The following is a 22,222-nucleotide window of genomic DNA, read 5'->3' on the forward strand; positions in this document are numbered from 1 at the left end:
TGCACCGCTATTCGGCGGCGATACCGTAGGCGCTGTCGTCTTCGTCGGTTGCCGGCGTGTCGGATCCACCGTCTGTATCGGCAGGATCCTCACCCGATTCACCATCACCGGCTTCGGACGGGTCGCTGTGAGCCGCCTCGGTTCCAGCCTCGACATCCTCGGAGGCGGCAATCTCCTCCTCGTCACTACCCGGGCCGTCGTCATCGGCGTCGATGACCTCGCCACGCTTTATCAGATCTGCCACGTCGCCAGCCTCCGGTGCGAAGAGAGCCGAGGGGTGCACGAAATGGCCGTCCTGATAATGGTCGACCAGCGCAGCGCGGGTTTCGCGCACCTTCTGGCGCGGCAGAACGGAAGCGTCCTTGCAGGACGCCTCCAGCGCCTGGCGCGACAAGCAAAGCAGGAAGTCTTCGCTGCCCATATTCGGCAGATAGCCATCCGCCCCGATGGCATCGCCGGCAATCCTGGAGATAACGCCACTGTTCGACATACCACGGCGGCATGACAGCACCTCGACCAGCGTCGAGCGGGCAACGACCCGCAATGTGTCGAGATCGAAGGACAGCTTGCCATTCTCATCGATCAGTCGGACGACATGCCGGGCAAAACGCTTCTGCCCGTAAACCGTGTCCCCGGCTCCGGAATCGACGCGTACGTTGGTACCTGCAAAGGCGAGTACCAGCAGAGCCAGCAATGTATCGTCCTCGATCGGCGCGCGGCCGAGCGCCTCATGCAAGGCATCGGTCCGAAAATCCCCGACCATGTCGAGGCCCTTCTGAGTGACATCGGGGCGTGGTTTTGCGCCAATGATCGTGTCGTCCTCGGCCTCTCCGACACCGCCCGTCGTCGCACCACCGGCGCCCTTCGGCTTCTTCACCTCGGGAAGACGATAATAGACCGTCTGCACTTTACCATCACGATCGAGATAGATGCCGGCATGGTCCGATTTCTGCGGCTTGCTGTAGACGCGCTCGGCTTTCCTGGGCAGTTCCGGCTGTCCCCAGGAATTGACCTCGACGATGGCACCACGTTTCGGGAGATTGGCCGTCATCCACTCGTGCTGAGCACCGAGGAAGCCCTCGACGTTGGTTGTGTAGCGCGTATCCTCGTCGGCCGGAGCGAAGAGATCCTCGACCCATTCGACACCATAGGCTGCCGCGAGATCGTCGCCGAAGCTCGCGTCCTTGGCGTACATACGCTTCTTGGCAAGTGCACTGGAAATCTGGTGCCAGGATGCCCGCTCGCCCTTCTTCGGCTTGTTGGCTTTCCAGACCTGCTTCTGTTCTTCGACACTGGCGGAGGCGATGGTGCGAAGCTGCTGCTCGGACGGCATGTCGCCGAGCGCCATCTGGTCGAGCATCGCAGGCAATACGTTAGCGAGAAGCCTGAGCTTGCGGACCTGCCGTACCTGAAGTGTCAGCGCCAGCGCGATCGCTTCCTCGGTCCAGCCGAGAGCCACGAGCCGTTCGATGCCACGCCATTGGTCGACCGGGTTGAGGGGTTCGCGTGCCGTGTTTTCCACCATGGAGCGCATCGCACCATTGTCGTTCGCCGCCTCATCGACGAGAACCTGAATTTCCTCAAGGCCAGCGGCGATGGCCTGGCGCACGCGGCGATGGCCGGCATCGATGATGTAGCCGTTACCGCCATCCTTTTCGGGTTCGACCACTGGCGGCTGGATAATACCGACGGCCTTGATGGTGGCCAGAAGTAGCGCATCACCCTGTGGCGATGACTTTGACTGGCGTGTCTTGTCGGGGTTGTCTTTCAGCGCGCGTGGATCGAGCGTGACAAGATACATGGGTTTCTCCTTCACCGGATACGGAGCGGCCCGTTGCCACTCCTGTTCGTGTCTTCTTTTTTCCGAAGACATCTTCCGGACCGCGGGACGGCCGGACCGGCGCAACTGCGGCCGAGCGTCCCTGCGGCGAAGGACAAGCGGGGCTATGGGCCCTGCGAAGGACGAGTTGCCGGGATGCGGCAGGCGGCGGTTGAGCGTGAGCGTCGGCGGGAGGACCGATCTGCGACCGGTTTCTTCTTCCCCCTTTTCTTCCTTCCCATTCTTTTTCCGCCCACCACGCACGAGGGACAGGCCGATGCCACCTCTTGCGAGGCGCGCGACATCAGAGTTGAGCGAAAGATAAAAAAATGGGCCGTCGGAAACCGCGGCCCATGAAGTGTGGAGATCTTGAACCTCCAGAGGGGAACAGCTGATGCGACGGAACTGGGAGGTGACCGTCAAAATGCATCAGCTATGTGCTGTATGACTAATTTCTGCCCAGATGGAAACTATTTATTGTGCAATGCAGCCATGCAGATGCTGCACTGCGTTTGTGAATGGCCCCAATTGCCGAGCACAGTTCCGCTGACCACATGCCCGCAAACGGGGTTGGAATATTTCTGGGTCCGGATGCGGGTTTGCGCAAAGATTGAGCGCTATCGCGGTTTCGTCGCTATGTTTTGGCGCGAACGAAGTTTATCACACCGCTGCTACATGGCAGGATCCCAAGGATTGACGAGTTTCACGCCCATCCCCGCAAAATCCTTGATGTTGCGCGTGACGAGTGTCATGCGACGGGTGAGCGCCGTTGCCGCGATATAGGCGTCGTTGATCGGCTTGGGGTCAGGCACATGCCATTTGGCTGCCTGTAAGGCCGCCGCGTCGTCAAGGGGAAGGATTCGACCCGAGAACGCCGTAATAACCGTGTTGTCCAGCCAGTTGCGCAATACTCTCCCGGCAGCGCTGTCATTGTGTTCCACCAACCGCACACCGATCTCAAGCTCATGCAGAACAACAGAAGAGATGAACGTTTCGGCCGGATCAACGGTTTCGTTCCAGACCACGACATTGGGATGCGCCTTGCCGCTCACAATCTTGCGCAGTTCGGAGACAACATTCGTATCGAGTAACAGCATCAGGACAGGTCAACTGCCTGCGCACGTTCCGTCCGCGGCGAAAGCGGCAAATCTATTTCTCCCGCACCCGGTGCAGCCAGCATGTCGCCGAGCGTCCGCATTTTTCCGGTCAGCCGTTTATACTCGTCGAACGACAAGAGGACATGCGCTGGCCGTCCTCTGTCGGTGATGATGACTGGCCCCTCGTTGGCCGCGCGTTTTGCGCGGCCAAGATCCTGATTGAGTTCCCGGCCTGAAAGCGTGGTGACCGTCATGACAAGCCTCCAAATATCGTGGTTACGTAACTACATTTAGCGCGCATCACCTTAAATTGCAAGATAAGCCGCCTCAGCTGGCACATAGTGTGCGGGAACGGAATCGTCGCGCACTGGTTTTATCCTATTTTGATGACCAGTTTGCCGAAATGGCCTGCATCCCGCAGCGCGTTATAGCCGGCTTCTGCTTCCTCGAAAGGGAACACCTGGTCAACTTGGGGGGTGATTCCGGTCTTCACGAGGGACGCGAGCGTTGCCACGGGGCCGACATAGATCCCCTGCAGGGTGATCCGCTTTTCGAGAATCGCTCCCGTATCAATGTGACCGTCAAACCCGGTTAGCACTCCCATCAGGGAGATACGACCATCAAAACGGGTAGCGGCAAGTGTCTGGCTGAGCGTGGCCGGGCCAGCGACGTCAACCGCCAGGTCAGCGCCGATGCCATCTGTGAGTTTCAGAACCTCATCCTGCCAGGCCGGAGTACGGCGATAGTTGATGACTTCATCCGCGCCCAGCTTACGGGCACGCTAGAGCTTTTCGTCCGAGCTGGAGGTGATGATGACACGGGCGCCTGCCTTTTTAGCGAGCTGAAGAGCGAAGATCGATACGCCGCCCGTGCCGAGCAACAAAACGGATTCACCTGGCTGCACCGGCCGACACTCAAACAGGGCGGCGAACGCCGTCACGCCAGCGCAAGGCAGCGTCGCGGCTTCCTCGAACGTCATCGCGTCCGGAAGGCGCACGATGCTGTCGGCGGGCACGACAATGCGCTCTGTCAGAACGCCGTCCATGGTCTGACCCCCGAGGCTTGTTGCCTTCTTGGCGGCAGTGATCGGGCCATCTACCCATCCCGGCATAAATCCGATTACCACGCGATCGCCAACCTCCCAGCCGTCTACCTGTTCGCCCACGACCGACACGATGCCTGCGCCATCGGAGAGCGGCACCACGTCTTTGAAGTTTCTGGCGATGATCACGTCGCGGAAGTTAAGGGAGGCAGCGCGCAGATCTACGGCAACTTCGCCTTTCTCCGGCTGGCGCACATCGGCCGAGGCGAGCTTGAGGCGCGGGTTTTCGTTTCCGGTCAATATGTATCGTTGCATCGAGGCATCTCCTTTTCAGAGCCTCCAGATAAGCCTACAAGTCAATTTGATGAAGTACATACAAATTGAGCATGTAGTATCATGAACGATAGTACCCGCATGAAACGGGGGCGGCGCCGCGCCGATCGCACCGGATGCGCAGTCGAAGCTACGCTGTCGGTTATCGGCGGCATATGGAAGCCAGTCATTCTGTTTCACCTGCTGGACGGCAAGCTGCGTTTCAACGCACTGTGTCGCCTCGTCCCGGCAGCCACACCCCGCATGATGACACTGCAATTGCGAGAGCTGGAGGTGGATGGGATCATTCGGCGCATCGTTTATCCCGAGGTGCCGCCCAAGGTAGAATATGAACTCACCTCGCTCGGTGTCTCACTCGCCCCCATACTGATAACGATGCGCGACTGGGGCGAGCAATTCCAGAAAATGCACTGAGACGGCGGGACCGACTGGCCGCACTCGTTGCGCTCCCTGTTTTCTTGGGGATGCGGAGCGCTCATCAATTTATAGACCAGCTATCGCGAGCGTAGGGAAACAAGGTTGTTGCCACACGCCACCCGCTCGTTGATGCTGGATTACAGTCAATTGTGATAGGCAGGATCCTTTGGCATGGCAGAACCCCGTTCCCCGCGCCTCGCGGTGCTTATCGACGCTGACAATGCGTCCGCGAAAATCGTTGATGGCCTTTTTGAAGAAATTGCCAAGATCGGCGAAGCGAGTGTTCGACGCATCTATGGCGACTTCGCCAATCCTCGTTCAAAGGCGTGGATCGACGTTCTCGCAAGGCACGCAATCATTCCCCAGCAGCAGTTCGCCTACACGGCCGGCAAGAATGCTTCCGATATCACGCTTGTCATCGACGCGATGGACCTGCTGCATAGTGGTCGCTTCGACGGTTTTTGCCTGGTATCTTCCGACAGCGATTTCACCCGCCTCGCCTCTCGCATCCGTGAACAAGGCATCGACGTCTTCGGTTTTGGAGAGCAGAAGACGCCTGAAAGTTTCAGGCAGGCCTGCCGGCGTTTCATCTATACCGAAAATCTGTTGCCCGTGGCTGCCGCGAACGGGACAGATACGGCACAGGCGACAGCCTCTCTCCAGCCTCCGACAGCCGCCACGCCCATCATCAGGAAGGTCATCGCCCAGATGGAAAGCGAGGATGGATGGGTGCCGCTTGGCGCCGTCGGCAATTAACTTGCAAATCTCGCTTCGGATTTTGACCCGCGAACTTATGGGTTTCGCAAGCTGAGCGATCTCGTGAGGAAAACAAACGCCTTCGATCTTGAGCATGCAGAGGGCCGCCCGCTGCGTATCCGGGTCAAGCAAAAATCTGGAAAAAAGAACGGATAGACCCTGTGTGCCGCGTATGAGATTTAGTCGATACGGCTGATTTTTGCGCTCAAGGTTGCGAGATACGGCTTGAAGGCTGCGGCAATCTTGGAAAGAAAGCCTTTGCTGAACGATCCCAGCACTTCCATGTTCGGGTCATAGTGGAAGGAGGTCTCTGCCACGTCGTGATTGAATTCCGACACAGTAATCCAGGCATCTTTCCAATCTCGGATACCGGCACGGCGGCATTCGAGCTGCGGGATCTCGAGCGCTGTCTGATCTGAACGTGGTGGTGTTCCCGAGATTGCCAGCAGAATGAGATTTGTCTGGCTACCTTTGGCGATTGCAAGAACCATGCAGACGGGCCGTTCTTTTCGACCCTCCGTCTCCCCTTTGTCGCGTTGCCATGCCCAAAGATAGGGGTAGGAAATGACAGAGCCATTCGACGGTACGTCAACCATTGGGGTCACGCCCTTCCTCGATCAGCCTGTCCAGTTCAGGCAGGACCATCGCCGCGAGGTCAGCTGGTGCTTCATTGGGGCCGTAGACCCGGCGGGGATCGCTCCTGCCTTTCAACGCCTCAAACTCGTCATAGGTCATCAGCACATATCTTGGCTTGCGATGCTGCGTGATCGCAACAGGCTGACGATCAGCTGCCATCGTCACGGTCTTGATGTCACGCAGCAGTTCGACAGTCGAAAACTTTTTCATGGTCACGCTCCATTCAATTTAATCGGAATATACAAATTATTTGACTATTTTGCAATTCCGGCGGTTCTGCGTATGTGAACAGCCGAAGGCAGCGTAGAAATACAACTTGTCCCCCCCGATCAGCGGGGACAAGCGATGGAAGCGATCAGGCTGCCTGCTCAACACCGTGGCTCTCCTCACGCATCGAGGCGGCCAATGCCTCATCGACATCGCTCAACTGGCGACGCTTTAAAGCAAGTTCCTCAGCGAAGGCGAAGCTGCCGCCCTCACGGGTGCGATATGAGGCGAGCCGTCGGCGGGCGTCTTCGAGACGATGGCGATAACGATCACGCTCCTCCCCGAACCCGTCGAGCGCATGTTCGAGGCGGGAGATCGCCCCGAGCGGCGTTACCGTGACGGCTAGGTCGATCTCGTAGTCCGCACCGGTGCGCTGCAGCAGCGTCGCATAACGATAACCGTCCGCCTTGCCAAACCGTTCGCCCTCATAGATGAGATCGAACCCGCCGATCGATGCGAGATGAACCTCCCCATGCTGGCGAAGCTGTACGAGCGTCAGGATTTCCCGCATCAGTGCCCGGCCAGCCTCCTTGCGTTCATCGTGGACCTCACCCAGAACGGTCATGGTGAAGGAATCCGCCGCGGTCGGAATCAGCCGTATCAAGTCCTCACCGATCTCAGCGATCCGGCGGGTCGCCGTTTCGATGTCACGCTTGGCGTCACGGATCTGGCGTCGAACGGCATATTGATCGTCGTCGTGGGCAGCACGCAACCGTTCGAGCCGGGCGATATCGGCCTCCAGACCTGCCTTTTGCATCAGCCTCTCGTCACCACTGGCGATCGCTTTCGCCATTGCGAACTGGTTGGCCTGGCCCTCGCCGAGATCTTCAAGCCTGCGGATCGAGGTATCGCCGCTCAACGCCGCAGCGATGAACCTCGCCTTGCGCTCATTGTTCTGCCACATGGATGCATCGAGACTGCCCTCCGTCGCGTAGGCGAAAATATCGACCTCGTCATGCTGATTGCCCTGACGGACGATGCGTCCTTCGCGTTGTTCGATCTGGGAAGGCAGCCACGGCACGTCGAGGTGATGCAAGGCTTTGAGGCGCAACTGCGCATTAACACCTGTTCCCATTGTCTCGGAGGATCCGAGGAGGAACCGCACCCTGCCGGCACGCACATCGCCGAACAACCGTTGCTTGGCCTCGGTCTTCTTGTAGTCCTGCATATAGGCAATTTCGGAAGCGGGCACGCCGAGCCGGATCAGTTCATCGCGTATCCAACGATAGGCGGAGAAGCCACGTGTCTTCTCGACATTCATGGTTCCGAGATCGGAAAAAATCATCTGGGCAGCACCCGGCACATCGTAATCCTTGCCATCCGGGCGGCGGAAAATGCTTTCACCTGTCTCCTGCCAGATCCGGAAAGCGTTGCGCACAAGCATGTTCAGCTTGTTTTCGTCCTCGTTATCATTCGCCGGCGTGACCAGACGAAGATCGATCGCCGCGTGGCGGCCGTCGGTGATCACCGACAGGAGAATGTCGTCACCGGGCTGCGCCGGTCCCTCACGCATCTCGATTGCCTTGATGCGCGCTTCGAGGATCTGCTGATACATCTTGAAGGCAGGCGTCGGCTTGGCGGTGACGATCTGGCGGCGGCCGGTCGAAATCGCCGGCACCCTGACATATTCGCGAAGATCGTCGGGCATCACCACGTCGGCGAAGGCCCGGAACATGGCGATCAGCTCCGGGACATTCACGAAGCTCGCAAAGCGGCTGACGGGTCGGTACTTGCCGGACGGCTGGATCTCCAGCTCGGTTGACGTATCGCCGAAGCAGCTTGCCCAGGCGTCGAACTCGTGCAGGCCACGTTCGGCAAGCGCGTCATGTCCGAGCAGCCGCTGGATCGAGAACATCTCGCCGAGCGTGTTCGTGATCGGGGTCCCCGAGGCGAGCACCAGCGCGCGGCCGGGATTGCGAGTTTCGATGTAGCGGGATTTCACATAGAGATCCCAGGCGCGCTGCGAACCGTTCGGATCGATGCCCTTGAGCGTCGACATATTTGTCGCGAACGACAATTTGCGAAATTCCTGGGCCTCATCAACGACGATCTGGTCGACACCGATCTCGGAGATGGTCAGAAGATCGTCCTTGCGCGTCGAAAGCGCTTCAAGCCGTTCCTGCAATCCCTCCTTCAATCGTTCCAGCCGCTTGCGTGAGACACGATCCTCGCTGTCGACCCGGGTCAGCAATTCCTCATAAAGCTCCAGTTCGTCGTGGATCATCTGTTGTTCAAAGGCGGAGGGAACACCGATGAACTTGAAAGCCGAATGGGTGATGATGATCGCATCCCAGGTCGCGGTCGCGGCGCGGGAGAGGAACCTCGCCCGCTTGTCCTTGGTGAAGTTGGTCTCGTCCGCAACAAGGATGTTGGCGGATGGATAGAGCGCCAGGAACTCTCGGGCGGCCTGTGCAAGGCAATGTCCTGGCACGACCTGCATGGCTTTGGCGATCAGGCCCAGACGCTTCTGCTCCATGATCGCGGCGGCCATCGTCATGGTTTTTCCCGCCCCGACAGCATGCGCGAGGTAGGTGGAACCAGCGGAGATGATGCGCCAGATGCCACGCTTCTGGTGAGAATAGAGGCGGAAGGCGGCGCTGGCGCCCGGCAGTTTCAGATGCGAACCGTCAAAAGCCCGAGGCGCGATGTTGTTGAACCGGTCGTTGTAGATTCTGGCCAATCGATCGGTGCGATCCGGATCGGTCCAGACCCACTTCTGGAACGCCTCCTTGATCTTCTGAAGCTTGTCGCGCGCTGCTTCGGTGTCGATCACATTGAAGATGCGCCGCTCGCCGCCGACGTCCTTGATCGTATCGAAGATCTGCGGCACGCGGGAGTTCAGTGCATCGGCGAGCAGTTCGCCGGCATCGCGCCGGCTGGTGCCCCATTCGGACGTACCTGCTGCACTGTATCCAAGCTGGCGCGCCTCGACCGTCCAGCTGCCGAGTTCCGGCATGTGGTGGATACGGATCTCGGCGCCCATCAACTCCTTGACGAAATCCACGACGTCGGATGCGGGGATCCAGGGAGCACCGAGGCGGGCGGTAATATCGGAAGGCCGAAGATCGGCCGGCTGGACCGCCTGCAGGGCACGGACATTGCGCTCAAAAGCTGGATCGAGTTTGGCCGCTGCTTCCGCTTCTGTCATCCTGGTCCGAACCGGACCCGAGAGATAGGCATCGGAGGTCTGCCAGGAGCCGTCGGTGGGATTCTGGAAGATTGCTTCGCCGAGTTCTTCGATCACCTCCTCGGCGGACATGTGCAGCAGTTCGGCGATGTGTTCGAGATCGACACGGCCACGTTCGTTGAGCACGACCGCAAGCGCATCCCCGGCGCTGGTGATGACAGGCGCAACCGGTGGCGCGATTACCCGTTCGGAGAAGATCGGACCGGGCTTTGCCGTGTCGGTATCGAGGTCGTAGTCCTCGATGGACGCGACCAACCAGCAATCGGGATCGTCCCTGAACGGCGCCAGGTTCGGTTGGCGGTGGGTCTCACGGACCTCACCGGTCTGTTCGTCCTCGCTGATCGAGACGGTAGTATGATTGATCGGGCCGAATTCCCGAACAAAGGCCCCCCAGGCGATGCGCAGCCGGACCTGAAGATCCCGCCAGGGACGATCCTGTTCCTGGGCTTTCAGCACCTCGCGAACGGCATCGCGGATCGGGAGCAATTTGCGGATAATGCGGGCATGCTTTTCCGGAATGCCGTCGCCGCCGCGACCCTTGCGTATGCCGATAGGCACGGGGGAGCCGTCGATCAGTTGCATGAGGGAATTTTGGCTGTCGAGGAAAAAGCTGCCTTCGCGGACTTTGGCATTATCGGGCTTCAGGTCGACGATCTCGGCGAGTTCTTCTTCCAGATCGAGATCAATGATACTCGGCTCGCCATCATAGAGATGTTCGGGAAGCAGCGAGATGGCGTCCTTCAGCAGACCCTCAAGGTTCTCGCCGGGACGCGGCTGGCAGGTATAGGTCTCGCCAAAGGGCCCGGAGGTCAGGGCATGGTCGCCGAGCACGAAGACGGGATGTCTGGCAAACCAGCGATTGACGCGGATCGCGCCCTCATCGGCGGTGGCGGGCCGGATCTCGTCGACGTCAAGCCAGGTGACATCGCCTTCGGGCTCTCCGGCCTTGCGTTTGCGGAAGAACAGGATGTCGACCACGACATCGGTCCCGGCATCTGCGCGAAACGCGCCTTCCGGCAGGCGAATGGCGGCGACAAGGTTGGCCGATTTCGCGATATGCTCACGGGCCGTCGTATCGGCCTTGTCCATCGTACCGTGGGAGGTGACGAAAGCGGCGAGAGCGCCTGGCTTCAGCAGATCGATCGACCTTGCAATGAAGTAATCATGCAGTCTGAGACCCAGGCTGCGATAGTTGCGGTCGGAGCGCACCGTTCGATCAGAAAACGGCGGGTTGCCGATGGTAAGATCGTAGATCACCCCAAGATCGGTGCGGGCGAAATCGCCATTGACGATCCGCGCCTTCGGCTGAAGGAGGCGGACGATCCGGGCGGTGACCGGATCGAGTTCGATGCCGGTGACATAGCTGGAGGCGCGGAATGCCTCCGGCATCAGGGCCGGGAATAGGCCTGTACCGATTCCCGGTTCAAGAACGCGGCCGCCGCGCCATCCCAGACGTTGAAGACCTGCCCATATGGCGCGAATGATGAACTCGGGCGTGAAATGAGCATATTGCGTGCAACGTGCCAGCGAGGCGTAATCCGTCTCTGAAACCACACTTTCCAGCGAACCGCCAAGATCGTCCCAACCGTCCCTGAATTCGACCTCGCCGGGGCGACGGAACATGCCGTTCGCCAGTTCGGAGGCTCCGAAACCGGTGAAGCGGATCAGCCGCTTCTGGTGTTCGCGCGTCACCGGAATATCGAGCTTCTCGATCTCGTTGGCGGAGAGGATGGCGGCGACATTGATCCTGGCGCGCTCCTTCCAGCTTTTCGGAAGGTCGCGATCATCGTCATCGAGATAGAAATTGGCACGATCGCCCATCTTGCGAGGCGACGGTAGTTTCGCCGCGACAACCGGTAACGGGACGATAGGCGCTTCAGGCGCGGCGCTTGTGTTTTCAGGCGTGGCCGGTTCGGGGGCAAATTCTTCGTTCATGCCAAGGCCAAAACCAAGCCCGGAGGAGAGCGCGGTATTGCCGAACATATCGAGGGAAAAGGAATCGTTGGACATCTGGTGAATGCTCCTGAAAAAAGACGAGCGTCATCGACCGGGTGAACCGGCATGACGCTCGCGTGGAAGGGGGAAAGGTTGTGGTTGTAGCGGACGCCGATGCGTCAGCCGCGTTGAATGACCGAGATCTGCATCGCGTCGTCATCGAAGGCGAAAGAGAGATGCGTACCGCCGGGGCTGGCGGCGATCATTGCTTCGAGGCTCTCGGCATCGATGAAATCGACACCGTCGTCGCCGCCGAAGGTCTGGCGTTTGACCTCGAACCAGTCGTCATTTCGCTCGGGGTGGCATTGTTCGGCATAGATGACCAGCGGCTTGCCGTTGTCAGGCAATTTTCCGTTGGACATGACGTAAACCCCGTGGTCCCCGACGAGCCAAAGGCCGGGCTTCTCGCCCTTGCCGGGTTCGAGCCCATAATAGGGGTCACGGAAGCCGCCATTGACTTCTGCATCGGCTCGACCACGTGCGATGACGTCGAGGATGGATTGGACCGGGAAAGTCAACATGTTCGATCCTCCCTCAAACCGCGATGGGAAGTGGCGGGATCTCATTCGCCACCGATGCTGGCCTTGCGGCGGCCGCAGGTGACGGCGGCGTCGGATCCGGATCGTCGTCATTGGCAGCCGCCGGGATGAACCGGCTTTCCGATCCACCAGGCCGACCGGCAAACGATGGAATTGAAGTTGACGTGAAGGACTTGCTGGGCATGCTCTTCTCCATTCTGTTGAGCGACCGATCGCGCGGCCGGAATAAAATCCGCCGGGGCATGTCGTGGCTTTGTGATCGCTGTTTTTCGGGGATGGAGCGGAAGCTCCCCGACGCTTTTCGCGTCTTTTCGGACCTTCCAATCCAGCTTTTCACCGCCGCATTGGCGATGGCCGGTCAAGGGCCGCTTTAGCGGCAAAGCCCGCCCTTGACGGGCCGGAGCCACATGCGGCAGAGGTCTTCTTTTCTTCTCCTTCCCTCCCCTTCCCTTCCCTTCACAGGGTCCGGAACCAGAAACGACGGTCGGCCTCCAGCCGTACATGCTCGGAGCGGGCGTTCCATTCGGACATCAGCCGCGCCTTGCAACGCAGGATCAGGCGTGTCTCGCGGCGGGACCGTTCATCGTCATCGCCAAACAGATCAGGGTGAGCTCGGAGGCACCGCAGAAGACGCTCATTATTCATCGGCGCCATCCCAGACGTCCGCAACGTCATCGTCCAGCCGTACTTCAAAGGGGCCGGGCCAGTCCCGGATCCATTGCGGAGCATCACCTTCGTAACGCAGGTCATCCCTGATCTCAGCCTTGGCATACCAGTCCGCCTCTGTCGGAAACCGTTCGAGAAGCAGCGACCGCGACACGGTCCGGTCTGTCGGCTCGGAGACATCGTCCTCAATCGCCTGATCGTCGCGCCAGATCTGGGGTACGAACGTCAGCGTCACGCGCAGGTCCTCCGATAAAGTGACAGGCAGACGCCGGCGTCCCTCATCCAATGTTTGCAGTTGGTGGTCCGCACCATAGTTCCGGGTTCTCTCATAGACCGGGTCGTCCACCTCATCGACGAGATAACCGACCACTTCCCCGGCATAATCGGCCTCGATCACGCCGTTGCCACGGGGATTGAGGCTGACGGCAAATCCGTTGCCGAACAGACGTTCGTCAGCCGCGGCCATGGTCGCCCGGTGGTTTTCGGCATCGACTTCAACCTTCACCCGGACCACGGCGTAGACATGGACGAAATGCTTTCTGCGCGCAGGATCGCCAGGATCCTTTCCAGCTGCCGACATTGCGGGAGATGGGGCTTGCTCGCTCATCGGTTTGCTCCCTGCTGCACGTCGAGCTTCTTCAGCACGCGGACGGCGGCGTCCTCGAGCGTTGTTGCGAAGTCCGGGCCATTTTCCGTCCATTCGAGCACTTCGAGGACTGCCGGGATAAATCCGTAGTCGAACGGGGCATGACGATCGATCAGCTCCCGTCCAAGATGGTCATGGATCTGAAGCGCATAGATGGCAGCCGGCCGCGCCCAGCGCCGCAGTTCGATCGAACCGAGCTGGGTCCAGTGCAACATCAGAGCATGAATGTTCCGCACCAGCGGCTTGTCGTGTTCGAACAGGATGCGGTAGTCCTGCATGGCCTCCCAGCAGCACAGGGCCGCGTCCAACTGCCGGCTATCAATGTCGGCGATCACTGGCGCCGACGTGGCGAAGGACTCGATGAACCGGCGGATGGTGGTCAGCGAGTTGCGACCGCCCCGATCGAGCATGAACTGGTCGTGCGGGAAACGCCCTGTGATCTGGCGGTCGATCGTGCGGCGCATACGCGCAAGAACCGGATCGGCATTTGAGAGATCAGGCGCACCGGGCGGGTATCGCAGGCCCTCGGCGGGCCTTTGTGTCTCGGTCGCAGCGCGCAGATCCTCAAAGAGATTGTCGCTGGAACGGCCGGCGCATTCCGTTGCGGTGATCAGCATGATGCTGGCGCTGAAACTGTCAGGTCTCTGCGATGAATGCCGGGACCATTCGAGCACGCGCACTTCCGAAAGCGTTTCGGAGCGCGCGACAATGTCCTGCAGAATGAACTCCCAGGAGCTCGGTCGCAGATCGATTTCTATTCTGTCCCGACCATCGATCTGGTCACGCCAGCATTCGGCAACGATCCGATTCAGTTCGCTCTTGGGCGCACGGCGAGACGTTTCATAGGCTGCCGAGAGATCGCCCGCCGCCAGGCTGAACGTCAGGGCGGCGCCGCGGTCGGTATAGAGCAATAGCGCGTTGTCGACCTCGCCTGCGTCGAACACGCTGGAGAGAACCAGCCGTTCGAGTTCGGTGATGTCGACGAGTGGGATCGCCGGGTTGATCACGATGGTGGTTTCGAGGTCGTCCATGGGGTTGTCCTTTTTGAAAATGGAAAGGCCCGAAACGATGCTCCGGGCCAGTTGGTCGGAATGAATGTTGATTGACTGCGGCGTTGCGGATGGCGGTCAGGGTACCGACAAAAGCTGCTGCACCTCGTCGGGAGACAGGTGGACGAGAAGTTTGAGAACGGGCCTGAAGCCCGGCTTGCGGACGATAATGGTCCTGAACCCCTTATTGCCCGGCGGCCAGACGTCGTCGGCATAGCCGCCATCGCTACCCGCGCCGTTCCAGATGCGTTCGAGCTCTTCCTCGCGGATGTACGGGACAGGTTCGCCGGTCTCCCGCGCGACAATCGCCGCCCGCATGGCCTCAGGCGTCACGGCGGGATCGGTGACGCTGACGAAACCGTGGAACCAGCGTTCGCCATAACTGGTCACAAGGCTGAAGAGACGGACCGGATCTGCTCGGGGCGCCGCCCTGGGAGCACGATAAGACCACCGGGCCGTAGACGGCCGAGAAACAGACCAGCCATCGCGCGCGCCGCGGGCTCGTCGAGCTCGAACCACTCACCTGCATGCAGGATACCGGTGAAGCGTCGCAGGGACATGGGTGCTGTATCGTGCCTCGAGAGGAGCGCTCGAACTTCAGCAGCAGACGCCGTCCCCGTGTTGATGCGACGGAACGGCGAGAAGAGAGATGTGGTGGGCATCCGGATCGCTCCTTCGATGACGGGGTTCTGTGGTCGGACTGACGTCAGTCCGTCTCGTCGGATGCGAGGCCGTCGAGATAGCCGGCCAGCGCTTCGGTGTGCCGGTTCTGGTCAAGCCAGCGGGAGATTTGCAGCGACAACGTGAAACTGTCCCAACCCGCGGCGGCGGCGATGCCCTCCAGACGGCTCCGGGTGTCATGGCCACCGGTTTCATTCGAGCCGGTGTCTGGCGCCGGCTGCGTTGGGTGCTCGTTCCACATGCGCTCCAGCATGTCGGTCGTCGAGGAATACTGGATCGCCGTCTTCGTGATGCGCATGACACTGCCGCCGAAGCCGTCTGCGCGCATTTTCGTGCAGGTGAAGGCCGCGGTGACGACGATCTCGTCCAATATGGATGAACGACGGGCGATATCCTGAAGGATCTCGTCCCAGCCCGGCCCAGCCGTCAGATCGATATCAAGATCATCCGGAAGATCTTCCTCGGGGGTGGCTTCGTGCTCCTCCAGCAGCTTGGTCACGTAGACGGTGATCCTAGATTCGGTGCTTTGGGACGCATGAAGAGCCTCGCGAAGCTCGCCGATACCTACGGTAATGACGTGGGAAGGCCCACACCAGGAATGAAAATAGAACCCGTCCTCTTCGGCACTTTCATCGAACACGAGCGGCAAGAGGAGAGCTTCGAGAGGGGTGACGTCGTGAAACGGGACGTTCGGGGTTACCACGGTGGGAGAATGATAGTCGGCCATGTCACGCCCCCTCACGCTGCGATGGAAACGGGAAGGTGGCGCAGATGCACGGGCAGTTTCGCAGCGATCTCGTCGTCGGTCAGGTCTTCGAGCAGCTTGAGCGTGGTGCCGGCCGCGCCACCATAGAGGATGATCGTTTTCTTGCCGCGTGAGGCGTGTGGCCAGCGATCAGTGGCATAGCCCCGATAATCATCGGCCGTGCTGCTCCAGATGTGGTCCAGACGCTCATCCCGGGTCATGGCACGCACCGGCCGGGTTTCGCGCTCGGTGATGGCGAGCCGCATGTTTTCGACAGAAGACGTGTCTGAAAGATCGCAATAGCCGTGGAAGTGGCGGATGGTTCCGTCGATGCGCAGCGCGAAGAAGACGCTGGTGATCGATCCGGTCAGAAACTCGCGCATGGCGAACAACGACCCCCGGATCCATAGGGGTGGCAGGATCTCGAACATGTAATCGTGTTCGCTCTCGCGGATCTCAAACCATTCCCCGCTGTAGAGCGCTGTCGCATCATCGTTCCAACGATCAGGTCGCTGGGCGTGGCGGTCGAACATGCGGAACATCTGGTGGCGATCGGCGACCCCCTGATAGACCTTGCGGATTGCGGGTGAGGTATTCATCTTCGGCTCCCTGGGAGTTGTTCCGGACCGATGCGCGGCGCTGCCCTCTCGACCTCACCATCCACTTCAGTCCTTCATTACCCCTTCTCAGCCGCCGGCATCGTGACCGGCCGGGTCAAGGGCCGGCTTCAGGCCGGGCGAAGCTTCCCTTGATGCGGCTGGCGCGAATGCGGCACGCCTTCCCTTTCCCCCCTTCTTTTTCTTCTTTCCGCCTCCCTCTCCTGCAGAGCCTCGTTCCAGTCATCTGCAGGAGGCCGCAATCGCTGCCAGCCACAGCCCGCCTCTTCCGCAAGGGTTCGAAGCCGATCGGCGAACGTGTCGCCCTGCGCGTTATTGTCCGTTGCCGCGACCAATTGGACACCGGAAGGGGCGGCAAGCATGCGCAGCGCCGCATCTGTTGCCGGAGACCAGCCCCCGCCGGTACTGAGATAGAGGGTGCCATCACGCAGACCCTCGAAGGCAGCAAGGCTCATGGCATCGATCGCCGCTTCAGTGACACAGAGCCGGGACGCCACAGACCGGCCGAGGCGAAACAGAACCTTTGTTCCCCCGGTCGAAAAGCCCCTCCATTCCGGGCCTCGCTCCTCCCAGCCCGTAATGGCGCCAAGATCGTTCGTATGGGCGGCCCACATGCTGCCGTAAGGTCCTTCGCGAACAGCGTTCTGGGAAATGGCAGCATGGAGTGTATGCGATGGCAACAACCTTATTTCGGAGAGATAGTGCCAGGTCTGAGAACCAGGCCATGGCCGGCGTTGGCGGTTCCATCGTTCGGCAATTGCAAGGTTTGGCCCTCGGACACGATTAACCGTGCGTCTGGCGGTTCCTTGCGGGACATAGCCGATCAACTCGGCGACGCGATCGCGTGCTGCCCTAAAGCCTCCGCCATCCAGATGGGCGACGAGCGAGAATACATCACCCTTGGCTTCGGAAAGCGGGTCAAACCAGCCGTGACCGTCATGAATCATGATGATGATTTCGCTGTCACGGCGATATTTTACCGCCCGCAGGGTGCTCTCTTTCAGATCGATGACGAAGCCCGCTTTTTCCAGCACCGCAGAGCATGGCACACGAATGCGCAGTTCCTGGATTTCTTTCTTTTCCATTCTCTTTTCGGCATTTCTTGCCGCCCTCTTTTCCACTTGGGTTGCCTTCCCACACATTTTGCGGGACCCCATCTGACAGCCGCGAAGAGCATGCGGAGGCAAGGGCGCGGCGGGAGTTGCCGGCAGGTCCGGAACCACAAGCGCCACCTGCCCGCCGCGGCGAAGCTTCCCTTGCCGCCGCCGGCTCGCAAGCGGCACCCGAGAGGGCAAGCCGGCGGCGTCTTGAGCCGGCTTCATCAGGCTCGGCTCGATCAAGCCGCTGCTAGCGAACGAAATGTCACTAAAGAGCGGCAACCTCCATCCGGACCGTTGGAAAGTTGGCTGGCGAAACACTCCAGGCTTTCACCTAGCGCCCATTTTGACTGCCACAGGCCCCTTCCACGCCATTCTGCGGATATGCCGATATTCGCAATGTCGAGGGAGCCGTGATCGAAGATAATCGAAGAAATTTCAGGACAAATTCAACAAGATCACATATCGTCCGCAGCGAAGCGGTACGCGCCGCTTCGGGGCGTCGAAACCCCTCATACCCGGTTGGTGCCACCCGTAAGGCACCAGACTCCTTGACCTTTGCGGTCGGGGGACCTGTGGCGTATGCAATAGGTTCTCCGGAACTAAAGGCCATGGGGCCGTGGTATGCGGTTTCGAATCCCCCGATCACCAGGGGTCAATGAGCATTGAACGGCGGGGGCGCACCGCCGAAATTGCTTTAGGAGAAACCATTGGCACAGGACATTGCCTTCACCTTTTACACATATTCAAATGCCGGTGTAACCGCCGAGGAGCGTTGGAAGCCAACCGGCATTCCAGATGTTTTCTTTGACAGTCATGAAGAAGCTCAGCGCGCCTTGAAAGAAATGCGCGCAGATATAGTAGCCGACCCCGAGATGGAGTGGCCGGTTATGAACATAGAAAAAGTAGTAACAGTCCCCGTCAACTCAGAGAGTATACTTGCGTTATTGAATAAGGGCTTAGGTTCATTTGTTCAGCGTTACGAAGTTGTTGAGAGTATTGGGCCGTCGCAATGAACTCCATGTTCGCCGATGTGCGCCGGGATCCGGGTCAATCAGCACGGTCATTGCGCGAGGCGATCGCCTGTTGGCCGAGCGGGAAAGATTGTCGCTCCACGCATCATTTGTCTGCACGCCTGAAAGTATCTGTCCTGGGCGTATTTTTGCAGTGAGCACTGCTCCTGCAGCAGTTGCATGTAGTTATGCCGAGCTTCTGGAATTTCGATTTCACCGGCTATCCATTGCTCGATCCAAGCCAGCTGGTATCGGTTTCTTTGGAAAAACTTGCTTGGCGCAAACGGTCAAAAGGCCTTGCAACGGCACGTCCTCGTCGCTCAATTTTCATTTGCAGCAACTCATATAGTCTCGCTCGACGACGCTTTGCATTAAATCGCTGGGGAATGTGCGTAGCGGTTAACGGAATCTCGATTGAGTATCCTCTGCGGATCAATGGGTGCATATTGATCGGCAAGATTCCGCGTCTTGGGCAATGCTGTCCGACTCTTGATGGTTCAGTGTGATGGGCTCATCCCCTCACCCGTTGGACAGAGAAAATCCATGATGCCGCGATCCGACGCTGCCCGCTTCTGCCGACATGTCCGCCGATCGGTGGGCAATCACCTCCCCTCCCCTCTGGGTTCTGCAATAGATTCAGATCAAGCCAGGGCAAAGATTCAAGAGGCGGGATCTTTTCTTCATCCACATTCTTGCCATAACAGGCGTCGAACACATTCACCACTTCCCGCGGCACGGCAATCGGTGTGTTCGATATTCAAGCGCGCAAAGCTCGGGCCACGGACGGGAAGTTCGACGGGCGCACGGAAAGGCGCACCGCCAACAAGGGGTCGGGTGACGAAGCTAACTCACCCCTTCGTTCTCTTTATGTTCTTTCTTGGCGCTACGACAATGAGCCGACGATTATTAAAGGGCCCCGGTGTTGGGGAGTAACAGATACATGCGATCCAATGACAGATGCGGGTCGACAGGGCCTGTCAAAATCTTTGCCAGTCAATCTGGAACACCAGCTAATGATGTGCATTTCCAGCCTATGTCAGACGAGGGTATTGTCGTCGCATAGGGCTCGCACCAACGATCCAACACGAACCCAATGTTCGGTATAGCTACCGTCAAGAGCGGCAGACCCACTCACCAGATCCGTCTCAAGACCCCGAGAAATCGGGACTAGTTCGACCAAACTTCCATGAGAATCCATGTGAAAGTGAAGACCATGAAGAGGCCAAAGAGCAGACTGCTTATTGCAGCTCGCATAACCTCACTGTAATCGCAGAACCGGCCGGGACGTTGTTTGTGCGCTCTATTCGGGAGCTTGACCAAACTGCGCCGCAGCTGAGGCGAACTGGATGTACGTAGTCCGCCATATTAAGACCCCTGGAAAAACCACGGATGTAGACGGTGATCCGCTCGAAAAGCCTTCGAGCGCATGTGCTATGCGCGCCCTGTTCTTAGAGGTGGGACACCAATGGGAGAGCTTGCAGCAAAAGCTCGTTGAACCTTCAGACGAAGAGCATCAAAAGGCAACCACCAGATTCCACGTGACGCGCGATCCGGACGGCCTCACCTCGGCAAGCGATTGAGCCTGGACATCATCCACTCGTTTTCTTCACGAAGCTTGTTCATCATCAGTCGTTTTAGGTAGCGATTGTCAGCCTCAAGCAACGCGAGTACGCTTGGCGCTGTGTCGTCGTCCTCCGTTCTGAAGAGTTTAGGGGCTATCGGAGGTGCTCGTTTGGCTCCCCTCCCCTTCCGCACCTGAGCTCGGCCTGGCACCGGTTTTGCTGAATCGTCATCCTGCGCCGGAACCATTAATGCGGCTTCGGTAGTCTGATCGTCTAGCGCGCCGACATCCGGGCTTTGCTCCGGCATTCGTTCGCCGCCCGAAGAAAGCGTATGTTGATGTGGTTCTGGCTGCGATTCCAGAATCGATACCGGCGATGCACTATCAGGCGTTAGCGAGCGAGGTGCAGTGCCCGCGTTTGCCAAATCACCCGGTACCATCCCATCGACTTCGATTTGTCGAGCGACGGCCTGCAAATCGAGACTGCCCCAAATTGAGGTTCCTCTTGGCTTCACTTGGCGCCTGTTCGTCTTGTACTCGACGACAAAATTGGGTCGTGGTGTTCTCATGGGTCGTATGTCTGAATTAAATAGAGTCCCAAGACCAATCGACTTGGGCCCGTTATAAAGCGCATGCTCATCAGCTTCATGCGTTCCTATGGCTCGATAAACCTTAATATGATGGCTATTTCAAACCCAGCCTTCGACGCAAATCGGCGTTTTCCGCCCGAAGTTTTTCTGCCAGGAGTTTGCGCAGCCGACGGTTCTCTTCTTCGAGGTGAACAAACTCGGCAAACTCATCATCTTCTGGAATTCCTGACTGGGGAGCGGGTCCCAGCGCTTTTTTCCATTGATAATAGGTTTGGTCAGATATCCCGGCCTTTTCAACCGCGGCCTTGAGGGTATCGCCAGCCGCAACGTGCTCATCAATGTGGCGAACGCGGTCGAGCTTCTCCAGTTCGGTTAGACCGCGGCTTTTCCGCCTTACTTGCTTTTTCGTGTCCCCACGGGCCTTGCCACCTGCAACGCTTCTTGACTTGGAAGGCGACTTCGGACCTCGTTGTTCAATCTCAGTCTGCGGGTCCCCTTCAGCAGGGGTACGGATTTCTTCGTCAGCCATTGATTATCCTCTATTGCTACATGATCTTCTCTGCCACCTCTGATCGCGAGTCAACTCATCCGACAAGCTCGGCAATGGCCCAAGCGCTCATGGTACATAACTCCCCCGTCGCCGCCGTCCTGCGCACCAAAATCAACAGACACAAAAAATCACGGCAGTTAATTATCGCGGGAGCAAACAACGTCGAGTCTGTTGGCTTTGAACGCGCGGCTCAAATCGACAGCAAAGGATACAACATCTGATACTCCTTCGGCATCGCCGCGGTTGGCGGAACGAATTGCGGGCAGGGGAAATCACAACATGGCTTATCGAAAACCGTCTACAGGTATGCAAATTGACCAACAGTCGCGACAGGGAAAAAGACGATTTTCAAAAATCTTTTTATTTTCAGCGCATTAGTTGCTGTGGGAGCTCCCACAAGATGTTCCCGACCAACTGGTGTTGTTTTTGTCAGAAAGTCGGACCTTCATATTAACACAGCTAGCCCTTGATCTGCAGTCCTCTTCTATATCGGACAGCCTATCGAGCAAACGTGTGACGTCAACCTTCCGTCTATCTGTTTTGCCTCAACGATGAGCCACCCTCTTCAAGCAGGATTGTGCCGCTGAAGCCTGCGACCTCATCCTCGTTCACCGCGATGGACTTGGAGGGGTTTGCCTTGGAGTTTCGTCCAACAGATTGAGGTCTTCACCCCGATCCTGCTGGTGTTATCGCGGGCAGTTCAAGGAAGCCAGATCCGAGAAACAGCGCCGGAACGGTGAAAGCGGCCATCTAACTGTGATAGTTGCTCTGACAGTAGCCTCTGTCAGCGCAGATGTCGGACACGGCTTTCTGGACATGTGATCGATGACCGGAACGCTTTCAACGAAGACATTGCCGAGATACTTGCCTTCGTCATTTTCCAAGAAGGAGATTTCCGGTCTTTTTTTCACTGCCGTGA

Annotated in this window: 20 protein-coding genes and 1 pseudogene; 3 read left to right on the forward strand and 18 right to left on the reverse strand. The window is 58.7% G+C overall.

Going from position 1 to position 22,222, the window contains the following annotated elements:
• Window positions 1-7: 7 nt before the first annotated feature.
• From EGT36_RS00920 to EGT36_RS00940, 5 genes are all read right to left on the reverse strand, one after another.
• The gene (locus EGT36_RS00920) at window positions 8-1,801 is read right to left on the reverse strand and encodes a ParB/RepB/Spo0J family partition protein (protein ID WP_011982954.1); all 1,794 of its coding nucleotides are present in this window, start codon (window positions 1,799-1,801) and stop codon (window positions 8-10) included.
• Window positions 1,802-2,490: 689 nt separating this feature from the next.
• Window positions 2,491-2,916 carry a type II toxin-antitoxin system VapC family toxin gene (locus EGT36_RS00925; protein WP_011982953.1) on the reverse strand — a complete coding sequence of 142 codons (426 nt, stop codon included), beginning with the start codon at window positions 2,914-2,916 and terminating at the stop codon, window positions 2,491-2,493.
• Window positions 2,916-3,170, reverse strand: coding sequence for a type II toxin-antitoxin system Phd/YefM family antitoxin (locus EGT36_RS00930; RefSeq protein WP_011982952.1), 255 nt, complete (start codon window positions 3,168-3,170; stop codon window positions 2,916-2,918). The genes EGT36_RS00925 and EGT36_RS00930 overlap by 1 nt, the downstream gene beginning before the upstream one ends.
• Window positions 3,171-3,289: 119 nt before the next feature.
• Complete coding sequence (locus EGT36_RS00935) at window positions 3,290-3,685, reverse strand: zinc-binding dehydrogenase (RefSeq protein WP_080514378.1); 396 nt, start codon at window positions 3,683-3,685, stop codon at window positions 3,290-3,292.
• Between the two features lie 12 nt (window positions 3,686-3,697).
• Window positions 3,698-4,273: a zinc-dependent alcohol dehydrogenase family protein gene (locus tag EGT36_RS00940; RefSeq protein ID WP_125269955.1), complete on the reverse strand. Its 576-nt coding sequence runs from the start codon at window positions 4,271-4,273 to the stop codon at window positions 3,698-3,700.
• Between the two features lie 81 nt (window positions 4,274-4,354).
• Between EGT36_RS00940 and EGT36_RS00945 the strand changes: the two genes are divergently transcribed.
• Both EGT36_RS00945 and EGT36_RS00950 read left to right on the forward strand, forming a co-directional pair.
• Window positions 4,355-4,705 carry a winged helix-turn-helix transcriptional regulator gene (locus tag EGT36_RS00945; protein ID WP_011982951.1) on the forward strand — a complete coding sequence of 117 codons (351 nt, stop codon included), beginning with the start codon at window positions 4,355-4,357 and terminating at the stop codon, window positions 4,703-4,705.
• Between the two features lie 174 nt (window positions 4,706-4,879).
• Window positions 4,880-5,620 (forward strand): annotated as a pseudogene (locus EGT36_RS00950) (NYN domain-containing protein).
• Between the two features lie 23 nt (window positions 5,621-5,643).
• Here the strand turns inward: EGT36_RS00950 and EGT36_RS00955 are convergent.
• The 11 genes from EGT36_RS00955 to EGT36_RS01010 form a co-directional block, all read right to left on the reverse strand.
• The gene (locus EGT36_RS00955) at window positions 5,644-6,060 is read right to left on the reverse strand and encodes a hypothetical protein (RefSeq protein ID WP_035226674.1); all 417 of its coding nucleotides are present in this window, start codon (window positions 6,058-6,060) and stop codon (window positions 5,644-5,646) included.
• Window positions 6,053-6,310, reverse strand: a complete 258-nt coding sequence (locus tag EGT36_RS00960) for a type II toxin-antitoxin system Phd/YefM family antitoxin (RefSeq protein WP_011982948.1) — start codon at window positions 6,308-6,310, stop codon at window positions 6,053-6,055. The genes EGT36_RS00955 and EGT36_RS00960 overlap by 8 nt, the downstream gene beginning before the upstream one ends.
• A gap of 145 nt (window positions 6,311-6,455) precedes the next feature.
• Entirely contained in the window at window positions 6,456-11,564 is a 5,109-nt protein-coding gene (locus EGT36_RS00965) for a helicase-like domain-containing protein (RefSeq protein ID WP_125269956.1), read from the reverse strand.
• A 104-nt stretch (window positions 11,565-11,668) separates the two neighbouring features.
• Entirely contained in the window at window positions 11,669-12,070 is a 402-nt protein-coding gene (locus EGT36_RS00970) for a DUF3085 domain-containing protein (protein ID WP_011982946.1), read from the reverse strand.
• A 474-nt stretch (window positions 12,071-12,544) separates the two neighbouring features.
• Window positions 12,545-12,733 (reverse strand): hypothetical protein, encoded by a 189-nt coding sequence (locus EGT36_RS00975; protein WP_125269957.1) that lies wholly within the window; start codon window positions 12,731-12,733, stop codon window positions 12,545-12,547.
• Entirely contained in the window at window positions 12,726-13,361 is a 636-nt protein-coding gene (locus EGT36_RS30795) for a hypothetical protein (RefSeq protein ID WP_011982944.1), read from the reverse strand. Before EGT36_RS30795 ends, EGT36_RS00975 begins: the two co-directional genes overlap by 8 nt.
• A complete protein-coding gene (locus EGT36_RS00985) occupies window positions 13,358-14,431 on the reverse strand; it encodes a hypothetical protein (RefSeq protein WP_036589489.1) in 1,074 nt (357 codons plus the stop codon). Before EGT36_RS00985 ends, EGT36_RS30795 begins: the two co-directional genes overlap by 4 nt.
• 96 nt (window positions 14,432-14,527) lie before the next feature.
• The gene (locus EGT36_RS00990) at window positions 14,528-14,839 is read right to left on the reverse strand and encodes a hypothetical protein (protein ID WP_049768469.1); all 312 of its coding nucleotides are present in this window, start codon (window positions 14,837-14,839) and stop codon (window positions 14,528-14,530) included.
• A 316-nt stretch (window positions 14,840-15,155) separates the two neighbouring features.
• Complete coding sequence (locus EGT36_RS01000; protein WP_011982942.1) at window positions 15,156-15,857, reverse strand: hypothetical protein; 702 nt, start codon at window positions 15,855-15,857, stop codon at window positions 15,156-15,158.
• A gap of 11 nt (window positions 15,858-15,868) precedes the next feature.
• Entirely contained in the window at window positions 15,869-16,474 is a 606-nt protein-coding gene (locus EGT36_RS01005; RefSeq protein ID WP_011982941.1) for a DUF1419 domain-containing protein, read from the reverse strand.
• Window positions 16,475-16,602: 128 nt separating this feature from the next.
• Window positions 16,603-17,577 carry a DUF3991 and toprim domain-containing protein gene (locus EGT36_RS01010; RefSeq protein WP_035226685.1) on the reverse strand — a complete coding sequence of 325 codons (975 nt, stop codon included), beginning with the start codon at window positions 17,575-17,577 and terminating at the stop codon, window positions 16,603-16,605.
• A 722-nt stretch (window positions 17,578-18,299) separates the two neighbouring features.
• On the opposite strand from EGT36_RS01010, the gene EGT36_RS01015 reads away from it, so the two are divergent.
• Window positions 18,300-18,605, forward strand: coding sequence for an RNA-binding protein (locus EGT36_RS01015; protein WP_011982939.1), 306 nt, complete (start codon window positions 18,300-18,302; stop codon window positions 18,603-18,605).
• A 1,557-nt stretch (window positions 18,606-20,162) separates the two neighbouring features.
• On the opposite strand, the gene EGT36_RS30800 is transcribed toward EGT36_RS01015, so the two are convergent.
• Together EGT36_RS30800 and EGT36_RS01025 are read right to left on the reverse strand one after the other, a co-directional pair.
• Window positions 20,163-20,732 carry a hypothetical protein gene (locus tag EGT36_RS30800; RefSeq protein ID WP_011982937.1) on the reverse strand — a complete coding sequence of 190 codons (570 nt, stop codon included), beginning with the start codon at window positions 20,730-20,732 and terminating at the stop codon, window positions 20,163-20,165.
• A 115-nt stretch (window positions 20,733-20,847) separates the two neighbouring features.
• Window positions 20,848-21,282: a transposase gene (locus EGT36_RS01025; protein ID WP_011982936.1), complete on the reverse strand. Its 435-nt coding sequence runs from the start codon at window positions 21,280-21,282 to the stop codon at window positions 20,848-20,850.
• Window positions 21,283-22,222: the final 940 nt, after the last annotated feature.

Origin of the sequence: Agrobacterium sp. FDAARGOS_525 (genome assembly GCF_003938925.1) — a bacterium.
Taxonomy (GTDB): domain Bacteria; phylum Pseudomonadota; class Alphaproteobacteria; order Rhizobiales; family Rhizobiaceae; genus Agrobacterium; species Agrobacterium pusense.

Coding starts and splice junctions, on each gene's coding strand:
- EGT36_RS00985 (WP_036589489.1), bottom strand. CDS start 14,431: ATGGACGACCTCGAAACCACCATCGTGATCAACCCGGCGATCCCACTC.
- EGT36_RS01005 (WP_011982941.1), bottom strand. CDS start 16,474: ATGAATACCTCACCCGCAATCCGCAAGGTCTATCAGGGGGTCGCCGAT.
- EGT36_RS00930 (WP_011982952.1), bottom strand. CDS start 3,170: ATGACGGTCACCACGCTTTCAGGCCGGGAACTCAATCAGGATCTTGGC.
- EGT36_RS30795 (WP_011982944.1), bottom strand. CDS start 13,361: ATGAGCGAGCAAGCCCCATCTCCCGCAATGTCGGCAGCTGGAAAGGAT.
- EGT36_RS00940 (WP_125269955.1), bottom strand. CDS start 4,273: ATGCAACGATACATATTGACCGGAAACGAAAACCCGCGCCTCAAGCTC.
- EGT36_RS00965 (WP_125269956.1), bottom strand. CDS start 11,564: ATGTCCAACGATTCCTTTTCCCTCGATATGTTCGGCAATACCGCGCTC.
- EGT36_RS01025 (WP_011982936.1), bottom strand. CDS start 21,282: ATGGCTGACGAAGAAATCCGTACCCCTGCTGAAGGGGACCCGCAGACT.
- EGT36_RS01010 (WP_035226685.1), bottom strand. CDS start 17,577: ATGGAAAAGAAAGAAATCCAGGAACTGCGCATTCGTGTGCCATGCTCT.
- EGT36_RS30800 (WP_011982937.1), bottom strand. CDS start 20,732: ATGAGAACACCACGACCCAATTTTGTCGTCGAGTACAAGACGAACAGG.
- EGT36_RS00920 (WP_011982954.1), bottom strand. CDS start 1,801: ATGTATCTTGTCACGCTCGATCCACGCGCGCTGAAAGACAACCCCGAC.
- EGT36_RS00970 (WP_011982946.1), bottom strand. CDS start 12,070: ATGTTGACTTTCCCGGTCCAATCCATCCTCGACGTCATCGCACGTGGT.
- EGT36_RS00960 (WP_011982948.1), bottom strand. CDS start 6,310: ATGAAAAAGTTTTCGACTGTCGAACTGCTGCGTGACATCAAGACCGTG.
- EGT36_RS00955 (WP_035226674.1), bottom strand. CDS start 6,060: ATGGTTGACGTACCGTCGAATGGCTCTGTCATTTCCTACCCCTATCTT.
- EGT36_RS00925 (WP_011982953.1), bottom strand. CDS start 2,916: ATGCTGTTACTCGATACGAATGTTGTCTCCGAACTGCGCAAGATTGTG.
- EGT36_RS00975 (WP_125269957.1), bottom strand. CDS start 12,733: ATGAATAATGAGCGTCTTCTGCGGTGCCTCCGAGCTCACCCTGATCTG.
- EGT36_RS00945 (WP_011982951.1), top strand. CDS start 4,355: ATGAACGATAGTACCCGCATGAAACGGGGGCGGCGCCGCGCCGATCGC.
- EGT36_RS01000 (WP_011982942.1), bottom strand. CDS start 15,857: ATGGCCGACTATCATTCTCCCACCGTGGTAACCCCGAACGTCCCGTTT.